Source organism: Pseudarthrobacter lactosi, assembly GCF_055412785.1.
Genome location: NZ_JBVAYS010000001.1, coordinates 805877 through 823384, shown reverse-complemented (window position 1 = coordinate 823384; position 17508 = coordinate 805877). Strand labels below are relative to the sequence as shown.

17 protein-coding genes and 2 tRNA genes are annotated in these 17508 nt (G+C 65.4%); 17 read left to right on the top strand and 2 right to left on the bottom strand.

Annotated elements, in window-relative coordinates; all coding sequences use genetic code 11:
• The first annotated feature begins 106 nt into the window (after positions 1-106).
• From obgE to ACZY0Q_RS03745, 9 genes are all read left to right on the top strand, one after another.
• Positions 107-1693, top strand: coding sequence for a GTPase ObgE (obgE, locus tag ACZY0Q_RS03785; protein ID WP_463914858.1), 1587 nt, complete (start codon positions 107-109; stop codon positions 1691-1693).
• A gap of 1 nt (position 1694) precedes the next feature.
• Positions 1695-2843, top strand: a complete 1149-nt coding sequence (proB, locus tag ACZY0Q_RS03780) for a glutamate 5-kinase (protein WP_463914856.1) — start codon at positions 1695-1697, stop codon at positions 2841-2843.
• 26 nt (positions 2844-2869) lie between these two features.
• Complete coding sequence (locus ACZY0Q_RS03775) at positions 2870-4222, top strand: glutamate-5-semialdehyde dehydrogenase (protein WP_463914854.1); 1353 nt, start codon at positions 2870-2872, stop codon at positions 4220-4222.
• 75 nt (positions 4223-4297) lie between these two features.
• Positions 4298-4528, top strand: coding sequence for a hypothetical protein (locus ACZY0Q_RS03770; RefSeq protein WP_463914852.1), 231 nt, complete (start codon positions 4298-4300; stop codon positions 4526-4528).
• A gap of 40 nt (positions 4529-4568) precedes the next feature.
• Entirely contained in the window at positions 4569-5198 is a 630-nt protein-coding gene (gene nadD / locus ACZY0Q_RS03765) for a nicotinate-nucleotide adenylyltransferase (RefSeq protein WP_463916243.1), read from the top strand.
• Between the two features lie 514 nt (positions 5199-5712).
• Positions 5713-6501, top strand: a complete 789-nt coding sequence (locus ACZY0Q_RS03760; RefSeq protein ID WP_463914850.1) for a hypothetical protein — start codon at positions 5713-5715, stop codon at positions 6499-6501.
• Positions 6502-6548: 47 nt separating this feature from the next.
• Positions 6549-6950 carry a ribosome silencing factor gene (gene rsfS / locus ACZY0Q_RS03755; protein ID WP_463914848.1) on the top strand — a complete coding sequence of 134 codons (402 nt, stop codon included), beginning with the start codon at positions 6549-6551 and terminating at the stop codon, positions 6948-6950.
• Between the two features lie 100 nt (positions 6951-7050).
• Positions 7051-7123: transfer RNA gene (locus ACZY0Q_RS03750), tRNA-Ala, on the top strand.
• A gap of 143 nt (positions 7124-7266) precedes the next feature.
• Positions 7267-7342, top strand: a tRNA-Ala gene (locus ACZY0Q_RS03745).
• 99 nt (positions 7343-7441) lie between these two features.
• On the opposite strand, the gene ACZY0Q_RS03740 is transcribed toward ACZY0Q_RS03745, so the two are convergent.
• Entirely contained in the window at positions 7442-8740 is a 1299-nt protein-coding gene (locus ACZY0Q_RS03740; protein WP_463914846.1) for a class I SAM-dependent methyltransferase, read from the bottom strand.
• A gap of 84 nt (positions 8741-8824) precedes the next feature.
• On the opposite strand from ACZY0Q_RS03740, the gene ACZY0Q_RS03735 reads away from it, so the two are divergent.
• The 7 genes from ACZY0Q_RS03735 (at position 8825) to ACZY0Q_RS03705 (ending at position 16103) form a co-directional block, all read left to right on the top strand.
• Entirely contained in the window at positions 8825-9178 is a 354-nt protein-coding gene (locus tag ACZY0Q_RS03735; protein WP_463914843.1) for a zinc ribbon domain-containing protein YjdM, read from the top strand.
• An 18-nt stretch (positions 9179-9196) separates the two neighbouring features.
• On the top strand, positions 9197-10276 hold the full coding sequence (locus ACZY0Q_RS03730; RefSeq protein ID WP_463914840.1) for an FAD-dependent oxidoreductase: 1080 nt from the start codon (positions 9197-9199) through the stop codon (positions 10274-10276).
• A 17-nt stretch (positions 10277-10293) separates the two neighbouring features.
• Complete coding sequence (locus tag ACZY0Q_RS03725; protein ID WP_463914837.1) at positions 10294-11451, top strand: class I SAM-dependent methyltransferase; 1158 nt, start codon at positions 10294-10296, stop codon at positions 11449-11451.
• Positions 11452-11629: 178 nt separating this feature from the next.
• Complete coding sequence (locus ACZY0Q_RS03720) at positions 11630-12832, top strand: ROK family transcriptional regulator (protein ID WP_463914834.1); 1203 nt, start codon at positions 11630-11632, stop codon at positions 12830-12832.
• A 119-nt stretch (positions 12833-12951) separates the two neighbouring features.
• On the top strand, positions 12952-14301 hold the full coding sequence (locus ACZY0Q_RS03715) for an extracellular solute-binding protein (protein WP_463916241.1): 1350 nt from the start codon (positions 12952-12954) through the stop codon (positions 14299-14301).
• Positions 14302-14304: 3 nt separating this feature from the next.
• Complete coding sequence (locus tag ACZY0Q_RS03710) at positions 14305-15222, top strand: carbohydrate ABC transporter permease (RefSeq protein WP_463914831.1); 918 nt, start codon at positions 14305-14307, stop codon at positions 15220-15222.
• Entirely contained in the window at positions 15219-16103 is an 885-nt protein-coding gene (locus tag ACZY0Q_RS03705) for a carbohydrate ABC transporter permease (RefSeq protein WP_463914828.1), read from the top strand. Before ACZY0Q_RS03710 ends, ACZY0Q_RS03705 begins: the two co-directional genes overlap by 4 nt.
• Positions 16104-16137: 34 nt before the next feature.
• Here ACZY0Q_RS03705 and ACZY0Q_RS03700 read toward each other — a convergent pair whose 3' ends face one another.
• Positions 16138-16341, bottom strand: a complete 204-nt coding sequence (locus tag ACZY0Q_RS03700; protein WP_463914827.1) for a hypothetical protein — start codon at positions 16339-16341, stop codon at positions 16138-16140.
• Between the two features lie 153 nt (positions 16342-16494).
• Between ACZY0Q_RS03700 and ACZY0Q_RS03695 the strand changes: the two genes are divergently transcribed.
• The gene (locus ACZY0Q_RS03695; RefSeq protein WP_463914825.1) at positions 16495-17502 is read left to right on the top strand and encodes an AAA family ATPase; all 1008 of its coding nucleotides are present in this window, start codon (positions 16495-16497) and stop codon (positions 17500-17502) included.
• Positions 17503-17508: the final 6 nt, after the last annotated feature.

Genomic DNA, 17508 nt, shown 5'->3' with positions numbered 1-17508 from the left:
TGAAACGGTGGAGCGGGCCATTTGGTCCGCTCCACTATTCTTTTAACCGCATTACAATCGTCTTGGCGCCCTTGGGCGTCCAGGAAACAGCACTGAGGAGATCCACGTGGCGAGCTTTGTAGACCGGGTAGTACTGCACGTATCCGGCGGTACCGGCGGCCATGGCTGTGTCTCCGTCCACCGGGAGAAGTTCATCCCACTGGGCGGTCCCGACGGCGGTAACGGCGGCGACGGCGGCAACGTCATCCTGCGCGTTGACCACCAGACCACTACCTTGCTCGACTACCACCACTCTCCGCACCGCCACGCCACCAACGGCGGGTCCGGTATGGGCGACTGGCGCGGCGGCAAGAATGGCGAGACCCTCATCCTGCCCGTGCCCGACGGCACCGTGGTCAAATCCAAGGACGGCACCGTCCTGGCAGACCTGGTCGGCGAAGGAGCAGAATACGTGGCGGCCGCCGGCGGCCAGGGCGGCCTGGGTAACGCTTCGCTGTCCTCGCAGAAGCGCCGTGCCCCGGGCTTCGCCCTGCTGGGCATCGAAGGTGACGCCCGTGACGTTGTACTGGAACTGAAGTCCATCGCGGATATCGCGTTGGTGGGCTTCCCCTCTGCCGGCAAATCCAGCCTGATCGCGGCCATGTCTGCCGCGCGGCCCAAGATCGCCGACTACCCCTTCACCACACTGATCCCGAACCTGGGTGTTGTCCAGTCCGGCGATGTCCGCTTCACCATTGCCGACGTTCCGGGCCTTATCGAGGGCGCCAGCGAAGGCAAGGGCCTGGGCCACCACTTCCTGCGCCATGTGGAGCGTTGCGCCGCCCTGGTGCACGTACTGGACTGCGGCACTCTGGAATCGGACCGTGACCCGTTGGCAGACCTGGCCATCATCGAGGCCGAGCTGGAAAAGTACTCCGTAGACATGAGCTTCGCGGGTGCCGACGGCGAAGTGGTTCCGCTGAACCACCGTCCGCGCCTGGTCGCCTTGAACAAGGTGGACCTTCCAGACGGCAAGGACATGGCTGAATTTGTCCGCCCGGAACTCGAGTCACGCGGCTACCGGGTCTTCGAGATCTCGGCCACCAGCCACGAGGGTCTCCGCCAGTTGGGCTTCGCCATGGCGGAAATCGTCCAGGCCGCCCGTGCCGCCCTCGCAGCCGCCCCGCCCAAGGTCCAGCCCCCCATCCTGCGGCCCCGCGCCGTCAACGAGGCCGGCTTCAAGATCCGCCGCGAGGAAAAGAACCTCGAACCGCTCTTCCGCGTACTGGGCGACAAGCCTCTCCGCTGGGTCAAGCAGACCGACTTCACGAACGAGGAAGCCATCGGCTACCTCGCAGACCGCCTGGCCAAGCTCGGCGTCGAAAACGAACTGTTCAAGCAAGGCGCTAAGCCGGGCGACGCAGTCGTGATCGGCGAAGATGACGGCGTGGTCTTCGACTGGGAGCCCACCATGAGCGCCGGAGCCGAAATGCTCGCATCACCGCGTGGCACGGATATCCGTTTCGCGGACGTCGGCGACCGCCCCACCCGTGGCCAGAAGCGTGACGAGCAGCAGGAACGCAAGGATGCCAAGGCCGCCGCCCGCGCCGAGCTCGAAGCCGAGCGCAAGGCCGGGATCTGGACCGAATCGGTCAGCGGCCGCCGCGCTGCCAAGCCTGTCACTGAAAGTGGACTGGGCGTTGACGATGAGTGACATGACCGAAAATTCCACAGTTATCATCGAGGAACCCAAAGACGACCGCAGTGTGCTCGCCCGGGCCCGCCGGATCGTTGTCAAAGTAGGGTCGTCGTCGCTGACCAGCCTCAAGGGCGGGATCTCGGAAGAGTCCCTGACCGCCCTCTCAGATGTCTTGGCCGCCAAACATAACGCCGGCACGGAAATTATCCTGGTTTCCTCGGGAGCCATTTCCGCAGGGCTTGCGCCCCTCGGTCTGGTGAAGCGTCCGCGTGACCTCGCGACCCAGCAGGCCGCCGCCAGCGTGGGCCAGGGCCTGCTCATGGCACGCTACACGCACGCCTTCGGCGCCCACGGCGTCACCGTCAGCCAGGTGCTGCTGACTGCAGATGACCTCATGCGTCGCAGCCACCACGCGAACGCGTTCCGTGCACTGAACCGCCTCCTCAACCTCGGCGTGGTGCCGGTGGTCAACGAAAACGACACCGTCGCTACGCACAAGATCCGTTTCGGCGACAACGACAGGCTCTCAGCGCTCGTGGCCCATCTGGTCCGCGCCGACGCCCTGTTGCTGCTGTCCGACGTCGACTCGATATACGACGGCCCGCCAGCCAAGGGCGCCAAGCGCATCTCCCAAGTGGACGGCCCCGAAGATCTTGAGGCGGTGACCATCGGGAAGCCGGGCAAGGCAGGCGTAGGCACCGGCGGAATGCAGACCAAGGTCGAGGCTGCCATCATGGCCGCCGATTCCGGCATTCCGGCGCTGGTCACCTCCACCGCCAACGCCGCAGCCGCCCTTGCCGGAGAGGACGTCGGCACCTGGTTCACCGTCAACAGCGGCCGGAAGTCCGTGCGGATGATGTGGCTGGCCCACCTGGCGCATGTCCAGGGCCGGCTCTTTCTTGACGACGGTGCCGTGCATGCTGTGCGGGACAATCGCTACTCGCTGCTCCCTGCCGGAATTTCATCGGTGGACGGCACCTTCGAAGCCGGCGACGCCGTCGAGATGGTGGCCGGTGACGGTACCGTCATCGCACGCGGTTTGGTTAATTACTCTTCCGAAGAGCTTCCCCAGATGCTGGGCCGCTCCACAGTGGAACTGGGCGAGTCTCTGGGCCGCGGATTCGACCGTGAGGTTGTCCACATCGACGACCTGGTTCTGGTCTGAGCGGTCCGCTCGCTTAGACTTGAAGGATGACTGAGGCACTGATTTCCCAAGCCCCTGGCACTTCCAACGATTCGAATGCGGTTCCTTCCGAGCCGGAACAGGGGAGTACCCCCACTCCGGCGGAGGTTGAGACAGCCGTCCACGCCATCGCTGACCGCTCACGGCAGGCTGCCCGCCAGATGGCCGGGGCCAACCGCGCCTTGAAGGACAGTGGCCTGGCGGCAATCGGTGCTGCACTGCTGGACCGGAAGGACTTCATTCTGTCCGCCAACGCCAAGGACGTCGCGGCAGGCCAAGCCAACGGCACGTCGGCGGCCCTGCTGGACCGCCTCACCCTGACCGAAAGCCGGATCGACGGACTCGTGGCTTCCCTGGAGAACCTGGCGGGCCTGCCGGATCCGGTAGGAAACGTGGTCCGGGGCCAGACGCTACCCAATGGGCTGCGCCTGCGCCAGATCAACGTTCCCATGGGAGTGGTGGCGGCCATATACGAGGCCCGTCCCAACGTCACGGTTGACATAGCCGGCCTTGGCCTCAAGAGCGGGAACGCCGTCATCCTCCGCGGCGGTACGGCTGCCGCCTTCACCAACGAAGCGCTGGTCCAGATTCTCCGCGAAGCCCTGGACTCCGTCGGGCTGCCGGCGGACGCCGTTCAGACTGTGGACCAGTACGGCCGTGAAGGTGCGAATGCGCTGATGCGGGCGCGCGGTCGCGTTGATGTCCTGATTCCGCGCGGCGGCCGGGACCTGATCCAGTCCGTGGTGCGGAACGCTGCCGTGCCGGTTATCGAAACCGGTGAGGGCAACGTGCATATCTTCATCGACGAATCTGCAAGCGAGGAAATGGCGGTGGAGATCCTCCTTAACGCCAAGACCCAGCGGCCCAGTGTTTGCAACACCGTGGAGACCCTGCTGGTCCACTCGCGGTCCACCGTGCTGCCCGCCGTCGCCGCCGCGCTGCGTGCTGCCGGCGTCACGCTCCATGCCGACGAGCGCATCCGGGCAGCCCTGCCGTCCTCCATCGAGTCCGAGCCGGCAACGGATGAGGACTGGGGAACCGAGTACATGGACCTGGACCTGGCCGTGGCCATGGTGGACAGCCTGGATGACGCCGTCAGGCACATCCGGACCTGGACTACCGGCCACACCGAAGCCATCCTTACCAACAACCTCGCCAATGCGGAGCGGTTTATCGCAGAGATCGATTCAGCGGCGGTCATTGTCAACGCCTCCACGCGGTTTACCGACGGCGGCGAACTGGGCCTGGGTGCTGAAGTCGGCATCTCCACGCAGAAGCTGCACGCCCGCGGTCCTATGGGACTGACTGAGCTCACCACCACTAAGTGGATCGTTCAGGGCGAGGGCCAGGTCCGCGTGTAGCAACGCGGTAATATAGACACAAGTCCGGAACGGCGGGACAATCCGCTGCCACATCCTTGAACCTTAGGGGAGAAAATGCTGCTCCAGCAGATTGCCATGACCGTTGCCGAGGGCGGGGAACACGCGCCCGCTCCGATCTGGGCTGAGCCGTGGGTCTTCGGCGTGACCATTTTCGCCATCCTGCTGGTGTTGATGTTTGTCACCCTGTCCTACTCCAACCTGGGCAACCGTCACACGGTAACGGAAGAGCACGCCGATCCGCACCGCCAGCACCCCAACAAGCACGACCACGGCCAAGGCCACTGACATTTCGCGTGTTCTGCACCGTGATGGTGCGCAGGGGCGGCTGCGGCTGGGCGTGATGGGCGGGACGTTTGATCCCATCCACCACGGCCACCTTGTTGCAGCCAGTGAGGTGGCCGCCAAGTTCGGCCTGGATGAAGTGGTCTTCGTCCCCACGGGACAGCCGTGGCAGAAGTCGCACAAGCAGGTCAGCGAGCCTGAGCACCGCTACCTCATGACGGTGATCGCCACGGCATCGAACCCCCGCTTCACCGTCAGTAGAGTGGATGTTGACCGGCCCGGTCCCACATATACCATTGATACCTTGCGGGATCTCCGGACCCAGCGTCCGGATGCTGATCTGTTCTTCATCACCGGTGCGGATGCGCTGGCACAGATCCTGTCGTGGAAGGACATCGATGAGCTGTGGTCCCTGGCCCATTTTGTCGGAGTGACACGGCCGGGACATGTGCTTGACGGCATGGGCCGCAAAGACGTCAGCCTCCTCGAAGTGCCCGCCATGGCCATCTCGTCCACGGACTGCCGTGTGCGTGTCGCCGGGAACAACCCCGTCTGGTACCTCGTGCCCGACGGAGTGGTCCAATACATTGCCAAATATGGTCTGTACGCCGAGGGATCAGATCCCCAAGTCGTCCGAACTACCGAACCAGACGAGCCAGCCAGTACTGAATGAGTCCCCAATGAGTCAGGAACAGCCCCCCGTCCGCAGCCGCCGCGAACTGCGGCAGGCCAGAGATGAGAACACGGCTCCCGGGTCTAACAGCCCGGGCCAGATTTCGCCTGCCTCAAAACAACGGCGCGCGGCTGACGCCCCCGTCGATTCGGTTCCCGAACAGTCCCAGGCGGAGCGGTCCTCACAGATCCGGGCCCGCGATCGCGCGGCGCTTCGTGCCATCAAGGAACTTGAGGAGAAAGAGGGCCAGCTTTCTGCTGGCGGCCCTCCCACCCGCAGGCAGCTGAGGCTCCAGCAACTGAAGGAACAGGCCGTCACATCGGCCAATCCCATCATTCCCGCTCCGATGGGGCAGCCACTGCCAAGCCCACCTGCGCCGAGCCAACCTAAGCCAGGGCAGGCCAAACCGGGTCAGGCCACGCCAGGCCCATCGAAGCCGGGTCACGGCCCCGCAGTATCCGCCGAAAAAGCCGGGCCCGCCGCGCCGGCCAAGAGGTCAGGTATTCCGGCTGGCATGAGCGTGGAGCAGGCACTCGCGGCCCGCACACTCATCGCCGAGCAGGCCAAGAACCAACTGGCCAAGATGGAACACATAGCGTCGCTGGACCCCGAAGCAGTGGATCCGGACATCCTTGCGGAACAGATCGCCTTGGCTGAGCGTGCGGCGGTACTCAACCGCCGGGCGATAGCCAAGCAGAAGCTGGCCGAGCAGGCCGCCCCGGCGGAGTCAGCATCAGCGCGCACGCAGGCTGCCTCTACGGTGACGGCCACGCAGTCCGTTCCCCAGACTGGTCCAGCCACCGCCGACAACCTGGCCATGGTGACGCCGCTGGAATTCGTGCAGGTACCTGGCGTCGACCGTCCTGTGATGAAACCCCCGGCGACCTCCTACGTGCCTCTGATGACCCACCCCGGACCGAAGGTCCGGCCAGGCGGAAAGGGCCGCCGGCCGTCCACTACATCAAAGGCGCCGGCCGCTGATTCTGCACAGGCAGCCGCTTCGGGCCGTTCAAGGGTGATCGCCCGTGCGGAAGCTGCTGCCAGAGCGGCCGAGGCACCGAAGCGCGTCGTCCCCGTCCAGCCTGTCGTAGCCGATCTGCCAGCGGGGGAGCCGGAAGACCTGTTCGATGACCTGCCGCGCATCCCGGCCCGGTCAGCCCATGGGCTGGAGCCGCTGGATGCGGCAACAGCAGGCCTGGCCCGCGCGAAGCGGCTCAGGCTAATGCAGGTCCTCGTCCTTGCCTTTGGGATTGTGGCCCTTATTTCCGGCGTCATCCTGATCGCCAGCGGCATCTCCAGCTGACCAGGCAACGCCCTTTTACGAAGCTTTAGAAAACTACAAGGAGTCCCATGACTGCAACAGATTCATCCATCGCCATTGCCCGCCAAGCCGCCAGGGCAGCCGCGGACAAGATTGCCCACGACATCGTGGCCCTCGATGTCAGCGAACGCCTGGCACTGGCAGACGTCTTCCTCATCGCATCCGCGCCGAGTGAGCGCCAGGTCAACGCCATCGTTGACGGCATCGAGGAAGAACTTTCAAAGCAGGACCTCCGTCCGGTACGCCGCGAAGGCCGCTCCGGCGGGCGTTGGGTACTGCTGGATTACTCGGACATCGTCATCCACGTCCAGCATGAAGAGGACCGTGTTTTCTACGCCCTGGAGCGTCTGTGGAAGGACTGCCCCGTCGTTGACCTGCAGCTGGGCGAAGACACTTCAGCCAAGGCGACGGCGGCATCCGACTCCGAATAGCAGGCCTTGCCGGCCCGAATATGCCCGATTTGGAATTTTCGGAAAAGCTGGTCTAAGATATTTGAGTTGCTCCGGGGAGACCGCGGAGTAACGAAGGTCCGGGGCTGTGGCGCAGCTGGTAGCGCACCTGCATGGCATGCAGGGGGTCAGGGGTTCGAGTCCCCTCAGCTCCACCGGATAATCCGCCGGAATCGAAAGATTCCGGCGGATTTTTTTATGGCAGGAAAACTCACCTCCCGATTGGCGCCGCGAGAAGATTTCTATTAAGCTGATCAGGTTGCTTCGGGCGTTTTGAACCGCGGAGGGGCACAAGTTTGGGGCTGTGGCGCAGCTGGTAGCGCACCTGCATGGCATGCAGGGGGTCAGGGGTTCGAGTCCCCTCAGCTCCACCAAACAGGACCTTGGTCCGCAAAAAAGAGCCACCCGGTAAGGGTGGCTCTTTTTTGTTTCAGCAGGGAGCCCGGATCGCTGGGCGCTCGAATAGAGAGCGCTCAGATCCATTCCGTCCGGCGCAGCGGCGGCCCGTCCCCGCCGGCACGCTGGACAAGTACCTGGTTGACGCCCGTGACCCCGGTTTCAAAGCCAATGGCACTGGAAGCCATATAGAGGCGCCACACCCGCGCCCGGCCCAGGCTCGTGAGCCGGACGGCTTCGTCCCAGTTCTCCTCAAGCCTGCGCACCCACGCCCGCAGGGTCAGCGCATAGTGCTGGCGCAGGGCCTCCACATCCAGCACTTCGAACCCGCCGTTCTCCAGCGCGCTGACCATCTCGCCGAGGCTGATCATCTCGCCGTCCGGAAAGACGTAGCGCGGAATGAAGGAATCCGGGTCCGGTTTGGTGGGGCCGGCGTTCCAGGAGATGGCGTGGTTCAGCAGCCGGCCGCCGGGACGGAGCAGGCCGTGCAGCACCTCCACATAGTGGGGTGTCTGTTCACGGCCCACATGTTCGGACATACCGATGGAGCTGATGGCGTCGAACGGCCCGTCGGAGATATCCCGGTAATCCTGGACCCGAATATCGATGTTTTCAGTCAGGCCGGCGTGGGCCGCACGTTTGCGCGCGAGCACGGCCTGCTCCGCGGAGAGCGTCACCCCCACCACCGTGACGCCGTAGTGCTGCGCCGCGTGCAAAGCGAAGCTGCCCCAGCCGCAGCCCACGTCCAGCACCCTCATCCCCGGCCTAAGCCGCAGCTTCCGGCAGACAAGGTCCAGCTTGGCCTGTTGTGCCTCATCCAGTCCGGCGGGGAGGCCGCCGTCGGCTCCATCCGCCCACACCGCGCAGGAGTAGACCAATGATGGTCCCAGCACGAGGGCGTAAAAGTCGTTGCCGACGTCGTAATGGTGCGAGATGGCCGCGGCATCGCGCCGCCGGGTGTGGAGCCGGCCCTTCCGCGTGACCCGTGATTCTTCAGGAGGCGGTGCAGGGCTGGGACCCAGCGCGCGCAGCCGGATGGCCGTGCTGACCAGCGTGGCCAGTTCACGCGGTGTCAGGGGACGGAAGGGCCCTGGCTCGGAAAACTTTCCCACGGAGCTGAGTGCCGTGAAGGCCGCAAAGATGTCGCCGGGGGCGTCGATGTCTCCGGCGACGTAGGCGCGGATGAGCCCGAGCTGCCCAGGTGACCACAGGATCCGACGCAGGGCACGGCGTGACCTGAATTCGAGGACGGGGGCGTCGGGCGGCCCCGCCTCGGAACCGTCCCACGCCCGGAGGCGCAAGGGTATTTCCGCCGTGCCCAGGACGATGCCCAGTGCGTTAGCCAGCAGCGACGCTGCCCCTTTTTCTGTTCCCATGGTCCACGCCTTTCGTCTGCCTAGGGCCAACAGTACGACGGCGGCGCGCGCCTGTCAGCGCAGCGGCGCGATTATCATGGGGGAGTGAATGAGACGTTGCCGCCATGCCCCGAATGTTCCAGTGCCTACACCTACGAGATGGGTGCGCTCCTGGTTTGCCCGGAATGCGGCCACGAGTGGTCTGCCGAGGCAGCTGAGGCCACGGCAGAGGCCGGGCCACGGGTGATCAAGGATGCGGTGGGCAACATCCTCGCCGACGGCGACACTGTCACGGTGGTCAAGGACCTGAAAATCAAGGGCAGCTCCGGTGTCATCAAGGTAGGCACCAAAGTCCGCGGGATTCGGCTGATGGACGGCGTGGGCGATCACGACATCGACTGCAAAGTGGACGGTGTGGGACCCATGCAGCTCAAATCCTCCGTAGTGAAGAAGGTCTAGCAGAAACCGGCCACGAGCATGGACAACCGAACCACCGACGTTGCGGTCATCGGCGCGGGCCAGGCAGGGCTCTCCGCCGCCTACCACCTGCAGCGTCGGGGGATTGACTACAAGGTACTGGACGCCGAGGAAGGCCCAGGCGGCGCCTGGCGCCACCGCTGGAAGAGCCTGGTCATGGCCACGGTCAACGGCATCAGCGACCTTCCCGGCATCGCGAAGCCTGACGTGGATCCCATGGAACCGAGCTCAGAGTTCCTGAGCCGGTACTTCGCCGGGTACGAGCGGGACCTCGGGATTGAGGTCGAGCGCCCCGTCAAGGTCACCTCGGTCGCCAGGGAAGACGCTGATCCGGCTGGACGCCTGCGGATCAGCACCGACAGCGGCCACTGGTCAGCGAAGGCTCTCATCAACGCAACCGGTACGTGGACCCGGCCGTTCTGGCCCATCTATCCGGGCCGCGCCTCGTTCAGGGGCCGGCAACTGCACGTGGCCGATTACGTCTCCGCCGAGGAGTTCCGCGGCCTGCACGTCATCGTGGTGGGCGGCGGTATTTCCGCTGTCGGGCTGCTGGATGAGGTCTCGCAGGTGACCAGCACGAGCTGGTTCACCCGGCGGGAACCGGACTGGCGCGACGCCGCGTTCGATGCCCAGGCCGGCCACAACGCCGTCGCCCTTGTGGAGGAACGCGTGCGGCAGGGCCTGCCGCCGCAAAGCGTAGTGGCCGTGACCGGCCTCATCTGGACACCGGCTCTGAGGGCGGCAGCACAACGGGGTGCGTTGGACCGACAGCCAATGTTCACCGCCATAGAGCCCGACGGCCTCCGGCTCACCGATGGAAGCCTGCTCCGCGCCGACGTCATCCTGTGGGCCACCGGGTTCCGTGCCGAGCTCGAACACCTGGCGCCACTGCACCTCAGGGGACCCGGCGGCGGCATCGCCATGGAAGGGACCCAGGTGGCAATTGAGCCGCGCGTCCATCTGGTGGGTTACGGGCCGTCGTCATCCACCATCGGCGCCAACCGGGCGGGCCGGGCCGCCGTCACGGCGATCCTCAAACTGCCCGCCCTTGCACCAACCGCATCAACCACCAGCACATGACCAGATGGCAGGAATCTGTGGCACAGAACAATCTCGAGGACATCTTCGGCACGCTCCGGCGCCACCCGGACGTCGAAGCCCCCAACCTCCAGGCCTGGGACGCCACGGACCGGCTGCTGCTGGACGCCGCCGCTGCACGCACGGAACCGGACACCAGGCTGACTGTCATCGGCGACCGCTACGGCGCCCTCACCCTCGGCGCGTTGGCCACGCTGGGGGTCCGGCGGGTCCGAGTGCACGAGGACCTCATCACGGGGGAGCGCGCCCTCCGAAACAACGCCGCGACCACGGGGCTCGCAGCGGCGGATCCCGGAGTTGATGACGCGGGGTTCGAACAGTTGCCGTTGGGGGAGGAGCTGCTGTCCGGCGCGGAACTGGTGCTGCTTCAGCTGCCGCGGACCCTGGCGGAGCTTGAAGAAATCGCCGCCGCAGTGGCGCGTTATGCCGCCCCTGGCGTGGTGCTGCTCGCAGGCGGACGGATCAAACACATGTCGCTGGGAATGAACGCGGTCCTGGAACGCCACTTCGAGACGCTCCAGCCGCAGTTGGCCCGGCAGAAGTCCCGGATCATCCTGGCCAGCGGCGCCCGGCAAACCGATGCGCACGAGTGGAGTCCCGCCGTCGAACGCCATGCCGAGCTGGACCTGGATGTTGCTGCCCACGGTGCCGTCTTTGCGGGAACAAAACTGGACATCGGGACCAGGTTCCTCCTGACGTTCCTGCCGGAAATGCCGCAGGCCGGACACGCCATTGATCTGGGCTGTGGCACCGGCATCCTCGCTGCCCTGTACGCCCGCCAGAACCCGGCCTCAAGGGTCACTGCCACGGACCGGTCCGCAGCCGCCGTCGCGTCCGCCCGCGCCACGGCCCTGGCCAACGGCCTCGAGGAACGGATTACCGTCCTCCAGGACGACGCGGTGAGCACCCTCCCGGCCGGAAGCGCCGAGCTTGTCCTGTTGAATCCACCCTTCCACCTGGGCGCCAGTGTGCACGCCGGTGCGGGCATCAAACTGTTCGAGGCGGCGGCCAGAATCCTTGCCCCGGGCGGTGAGCTGTGGACAGTCTTCAACCGGCACCTGCAGTACCTCCCGGCGCTGGAGCGGCTGGTGGGTCCCACCACCGTGAGGGGCGGCAACCCAAAGTTTAAGGTGGCGGTCAGCACCAAGCGGCCATAGGCGCGTCAGCAGGGCAACTGGCGCCCCGGCCGCGTCACGGCCCACCTCCGGCTCTGGGCGTTGATCAAGGGGTAACGTACGATTCAGACAATGTGAGTACGCGGCCGAAAACCTAGGGGAGACCGTGCCAGAAATTCGCCAGTCCTCGGCGCCACGGCGCGGGACCAATCTTCCGCGCATGGGGGACTTCAACCTCACGGTAATCCTGGATGCCATCCGACGGTCATCCGGCGGACTGAGCCGCGTGGAGCTCGCCCAGATCGTGGGCCTCTCGCCGCAGACCATCTCCAACATCTCCCGCCGCCTGCTTGACCAGCACCTGATCGTCGAAGCCGGCAAAGAAGGCAGCGGCCCCGGCAAACCGCGCACCATGCTTCGCCTCAACCCGGGCGGTATGTACGCCATTGGCGTCCACCTGGACCCTGCCGTCACCACGTTCGTGGTGCTCGATCTCGTGGGCGCCGTTGTTCAGCATTCCCGGATCAAAACACCCGGCGGGAATGATCCTGCCGCCGTAATTTCCACTATGGCCACCGAGATTGAACAGCTGGTTGCCGAGTCCGGGGTGGACACAAGCCGGATCGCCGGCCTGGGCCTGGCCGCTCCGGGACCCATCGACCTGGACAATGGCACCGTGGTGGATCCGCCGCTGCTGCCGGGCTGGGACCGGGTGGAACTCCGGGACGCCCTGGCCAAGGCCACCGGCTACTCCGTCCTGGTGGACAAGGACGTCACCAGTGCCGCCGTCGCCGAAACATGGGCCGGCGGGCCCAGCGGCTCGGGCAGTTTCATCTTTATGTACATGGGCACCGGGATCGGCTGCGGCATCGTCCTGCACGATGAAGTAGTCCGCGGAACATCAGGAAATGCCGGGGAAATCGGCCACATCGTGGTGGATCCCGACGGCCCGCCCTGCGACTGCGGCCTGCGCGGCTGCGTGAAGTCCTCGGCCATCCCGCAGGTACTCGTAGCGGAGGCCGTCGCCGCGGGCATCTTGAACGGCTCCGGAAAGCACACCAGCGGAGCCGAAGTGCAGCAGAGCTTCGCGCAACTGTGCGACCTCGCCGACGCTGGCGACGACAAGGCCTTGGCGATCATCGACAAGTCGGCCGTGCTCGTGGCCCGGGCCGTCTCCGTGGTCACCAACACGCTGGACGTGGAGCGGGTAGTGTTCGGCGGGCCCTTCTGGAGCCGGATCGCTGACCGCTACCTGGAGAAGATCCCTGCCCTGGTGGACGCCAACGGTGCGGCACGCCTGATCCACACCATCGAAGTTGTCGGCACGGGAGTCGGTGAGGACGTGGGCGCCATTGGAGCTGCCTGCCTGGTCCTGGAGCATACACTGGCGCCCCGGGCGCAGCGGCTTCTCCTGGAAGTTTGAACCGGACATCTGACCAGGGCCTCCTTGCCAGTGGCAGGAGCCCCATCTAGCATGTGGATATCGCCGCGGCTGGGGCCCGCAGATACAGGGGACGGCAGCCATTGACTGAATGGAGCATCATGCGCCGGGCCCTCAAATTCACCTCACTCATCGCTGCTGCGGGATTTGTGCTGACGGCGTGTTCCCCTGCCGCCCCCGAAGCGGAGACAAAAACGCTGAAGGTGGTCTACCAAAAGACCGATTCCTTCACTGCCCTGGACACGCTCTTCCAGGCGGCCAAACAGGAGTTTGAGGCCGCCAACCAGGGCGTCACGGTTGCCCTTGAGCCCATCCAGGCGAACGACGACGACTACGGCACCAAGCTTGCCCTCGCGCTCCGTTCGCCCTCCACCGCCCCGGACGTCTTCTATGAGGACACCTTCAAGGTGCGCTCCGACGTCGACGCCGGGTACCTCCTGAAGCTGGACAGCCACCTTGACGGGTGGGAGGACTGGGATACCTTCGATGACGGCGCCAAGGCGGCCGGCCTGGGGGACGACGGCGGCACGTACGCGGTCCCGCTGGGCACGGACACCCGCGGTATCTGGTACAACAAAAAGGTGCTGATGGCCGCGGGCATCAGTGTCCCGTGGGAGCCCCGCACCTGGCAGGACATCCTGGATACAGCCCGGAAGATCAAGGCAAGTGATCCCACCGTTGTGCCCTTCAACCTGTACGCCGGCAAGGCCACCGGTGAAGGCACTGTGATGCAGGGCTTCTACGAACTGCTCTATGGAACCGATTCCGAACTGTACGACGCCGACGCCAAGAAGTGGGTTGTCGGCTCGAAGGGGTTCACCGATTCGCTGGGGTTCCTCAAAACCCTCTATGACGAAAAACTGGCAGTCTCACCGGCGGAGGCCCTCGACGCGAATGTCTGGAAGAAGGTCTTCGGCGAATGGCTGCCGCAGGGCAAGATGGGCGCCACCGTGGAGGGTTCCTACACGCCGTCGTTCTGGCAGAAGGGCGGCAGCTATGAATGGGCAGAGTATGGGCAGGACATGGGCGTCACGGCGTTCCCCACCCAGGATGGCCAGGCGCCCGGCGGCGTCAGCATGTCCGGCGGCTGGACCCTGGCGGTAGGGGCGGAGACCAAAAACCCCGACCTCGCGTTTGAGTTCCTCGCCACGGCCCTGAACCAGAAGAACTCCTTGGCCTTCAACATCGCCAGCTCCCAGATCGCCGTGCGCAAAGATGTCGCCGCAGATGCCGGCTACCAGGCGGCCAATCCATTTGTGAAGGACGTGTCCGAGCTGGTGGCCGTTACACACTACCGCCCCGCAACCGCTGATTACCCGCGGATCTCCGCGGCTGTCCAGGAGGCCACCGAAGCCGTGATCACCGGGGCGAAATCCCCGGAGCGGGCGGCCGCTGACTACGACACGGCGGTGAAGGGCATCGTGGGTGAGGCCAAGACCGTCGCGAAGTAACCTGTGGCGGTTTCCCTAAGGCATGACCGGGCGGGCCACCGGCGGCGGCGCACTGTGCTCCGGCGCGAGGCACGGCTGCTTCCGGTCCTCCCGGCCGTGGTCCTGCTGCTTGTGTTTTTGGCCGGCCCGGTGCTGTGGGCCTTCCACGCGTCATTCACCAACGCTGCCCTGACCGGCCGCAACGCCCGCAATCCAGGCTGGATCGGGTTCGACAATTACGCCAGGCTCCTGTCCGATCCGGTCCTGCCGCTCTCGCTTGGCCTGACCGTCCTGTTTGTGGGCGGCTCGGCCATCCTGGGCCAGAACCTGCTGGGACTCACCCTTGCGGTGCTGATGCGACGGGCGCGCCGCCCGGTGGCTGCCGTCGTTGGTACTGCGGTGGTGGCTGCATGGGTGCTGCCCGAGATCGTGGCCGCCTTCGCCGCTTACGCCTATTTCAGCCGGGACGGGACCCTGAACCAGTTGCTCGGCGGATTGGGGTTCGAACGGACCGACTGGCTGTATTCGTTTCCGATGGTTGCGATCCTGCTTGCCAACATCTGGCGGGGTACGGCGTTCTCCATGCTGGTCTACCGGGCCGCGCTTAATGACATCCCCGGTGAGGTTACGGAGGCCGCACTGATGGACGGTGCCGGTGGCTGGCAGCGGCTGGCCTTCATCACCATCCCCATGATCCGCGGCAGCATCGCCACCAACCTCATGCTCATCACCCTGCAGACGCTGGCGGTGTTCACCCTCATCTGGGTCATGACAGCGGGCGGCCCCGCCAATGCCAGCACCACGCTGCCGGTGCTGGCGTACCTGGAGGCCTTCAAGTTCGGCGACATCGGGTACGGCACCGCGGTGGCGTCAGTGCTGATCCTCATTGGCGTGGTGTTCGGTGCCGCATACGTCCGGCTCCTGCGGGAGAGTAAACCATGAGCACGACGGCGGGGACCTCCGCCCGGAGCCAGCCGCGGTCCGGTACGGGTGCAGTTTCCCGTGCCCAACAGCGTGCCCGGATGCCGGCAGACGTGGCTCTGATCCTGATCGGTGCCTGCTTTGTCCTGCCGCTGCTGTGGCTGGTGTTTGCGTCCCTCGATGCGTCCGCCGGGCATGAGACGCGGCTGCCTGCCCAAGTCTCCCTGGACAACTTTGCCGCCATCATGACGCCGGGGCTGCTGTTCCAGCCGCTCTGGAACAGCATGGTGCTGTCCGCCGGCACGGCCGCCGTGAACCTGGTGGCAGCAGTGCTCGCCGCCTATCCGCTGTCCCGCTACCAGTCCAGGTTCAACAAGCCGTTTATGTACACCATCCTGTTTGGAACCTGCCTTCCCATCACGGCGATCATGGTGCCGGTCTACGGGTTGTTTGTGCAGCTTCATCTGCTGGATTCGATGCCCGCCACGATTTTCTTTATGGCCACCACCACGCTGCCCATGGCTATCTGGATGACCAAGAACTTTATGGACGGCGTTCCGGTGTCGCTGGAGGAAGCAGCCTGGGTGGACGGGGCGTCGGGGCTGACGGCGCTGAGGACCATCGTCCTGCCGCTGATGCGGCAGGGGCTGGGCGTGGTGTTCATCTTTGTGTTCATCCAGGCCTGGGGGAACTTCTTTGTCCCGTTTGTCCTCCTGCTGTCCGAGGCCCGGCAGCCGGCGGCAGTATCGATCTTCAGCTTCTTCGGACAGCACGGCGCAGTGGCGTACGGGCAGCTGGCCGCCTTTTCCATCCTGTATTCAGTCCCGGTGCTGGCCCTGTACGTCATCGTGGCCAAGGGCGCCGGCAGTTCCTTCGCGCTCTCGGGTGCGGTGAAGGGCTAGCGGCGTTCAGAGCCCGGCCAGCGCAGCCGAGCCCTCAGTCGATGTCCTCGACCACCACTCCGAACGGGATGCTGTCGTCGAGGTGGGCCTGGTGGCCGGTGGGACCCGCGTTGTAGGTGACCCGGACGCCGTGGGTCCGGTCGGCAGCGGACTGCTGCAAAACAGGCTTGACGGCAAGGATGAACCTCTCGCTCTTGTCGGCGAGGAACTCTTTGTAACTGGCTGGAAGCTCGCTCATTCCAACAGGATAAACCTGCCGACCCGCGATGGGGAGGGGTCCCCATTGCGGCCTGACCCGCAGGTGGCTTGGATAGGATGGCGGGCGGAGTGCAGCCGCCCGGCAGCACGCGGCCTACCAACCGCCCACCACCATCCATCAGGGGGAAATCCATTGCTTCAGACCAGTGCGCCCGCACGAATTGACCCGGCGGAACTGGCCCGGGCGCAGCAGGTGGTGGCCAACATTTCCCGCAGTTTCGAAGCCAAGGTGGTGGGCCAGGCACGGCTGCGTGAATCCCTGCTGGTGGGGCTGATGACCGGCGGCCACATCCTGCTGGAAAGCGTTCCGGGGCTTGCTAAGACCACCGCCGCGCAGACCGTGGCCGAAGCAGTGAGCGCAGAGTTCCGCCGGATCCAGTGCACGCCGGACCTGCTTCCCAGCGACATCGTGGGCACGCAGATCTACGACGCCGCCAAGGGCACCTTCATCACCCAACTGGGGCCGGTGCACGCCAACATCGTCCTGCTGGACGAGATCAACCGCTCCAGCGCCAAGACCCAGAGCGCCATGCTGGAGGCCATGCAGGAGCGGCAGACCTCCATCGGGGGAGAGGAATACCGGCTGCCGTCCCCTTTTATGGTGCTGGCCACCCAGAACCCCATCGAGCAGGAAGGCACGTACCAGCTGCCGGAGGCGCAGATGGACCGCTTTATGCTCAAGGACGTGCTGGACTACCCCACGCCGGCCGAGGAAACGGAAATCATCCGGCGGATCGACGCCGGGGTCTTCACCGCGGAGCATAAGCCCGCGGCCGCCGCCTCGCTGGACGCCGTCATCGGCGTCCAGGAGCTGGTGAAGCGGATCTACATCGACCCGGCCATCATCAACTACATCGTGGGCCTCGTGTTCGTCACCCGCAACGCCGGGCAGTACATCGACCAGCGGCTCGCCGGCTTTATCGAATTCGGCGCCAGCCCGCGCGCCAGCATCGCCTTCAGCCAGGCCGCCCGTGCAGTGGCACTGATCAACGGCCGGGACCACGTGATCCCGGAGGACGTGAAGTCCCTCGCGCACCGGGTGCTGCGGCACCGCCTCATCCTGGGGTTCGACGCCGTGGCGGAGCAGGTGCCGGTGGAGACGATCATCGATGCGGTCGTAGCCTCCGTCCAGACACCCTGAGGCAGC

Bases quoted from the DNA above. Each gene is read 5' to 3' on its own strand.
- proB (WP_463914856.1), top strand. From the start codon at position 1,695: ATGACCGAAAATTCCACAGTTATCATCGAGGAACCCAAAGACGACCGC.
- ACZY0Q_RS03775 (WP_463914854.1), top strand. From the start codon at position 2,870: ATGACTGAGGCACTGATTTCCCAAGCCCCTGGCACTTCCAACGATTCG.
- ACZY0Q_RS03770 (WP_463914852.1), top strand. From the start codon at position 4,298: ATGCTGCTCCAGCAGATTGCCATGACCGTTGCCGAGGGCGGGGAACAC.
- ACZY0Q_RS03760 (WP_463914850.1), top strand. From the start codon at position 5,713: ATGAGCGTGGAGCAGGCACTCGCGGCCCGCACACTCATCGCCGAGCAG.
- rsfS (WP_463914848.1), top strand. From the start codon at position 6,549: ATGACTGCAACAGATTCATCCATCGCCATTGCCCGCCAAGCCGCCAGG.
- ACZY0Q_RS03740 (WP_463914846.1), bottom strand. From the start codon at position 8,740: ATGGGAACAGAAAAAGGGGCAGCGTCGCTGCTGGCTAACGCACTGGGC.
- ACZY0Q_RS03730 (WP_463914840.1), top strand. From the start codon at position 9,197: ATGGACAACCGAACCACCGACGTTGCGGTCATCGGCGCGGGCCAGGCA.
- ACZY0Q_RS03720 (WP_463914834.1), top strand. From the start codon at position 11,630: ATGGGGGACTTCAACCTCACGGTAATCCTGGATGCCATCCGACGGTCA.
- ACZY0Q_RS03715 (WP_463916241.1), top strand. From the start codon at position 12,952: ATGCGCCGGGCCCTCAAATTCACCTCACTCATCGCTGCTGCGGGATTT.
- ACZY0Q_RS03705 (WP_463914828.1), top strand. From the start codon at position 15,219: ATGAGCACGACGGCGGGGACCTCCGCCCGGAGCCAGCCGCGGTCCGGT.
- ACZY0Q_RS03700 (WP_463914827.1), bottom strand. From the start codon at position 16,341: ATGAGCGAGCTTCCAGCCAGTTACAAAGAGTTCCTCGCCGACAAGAGC.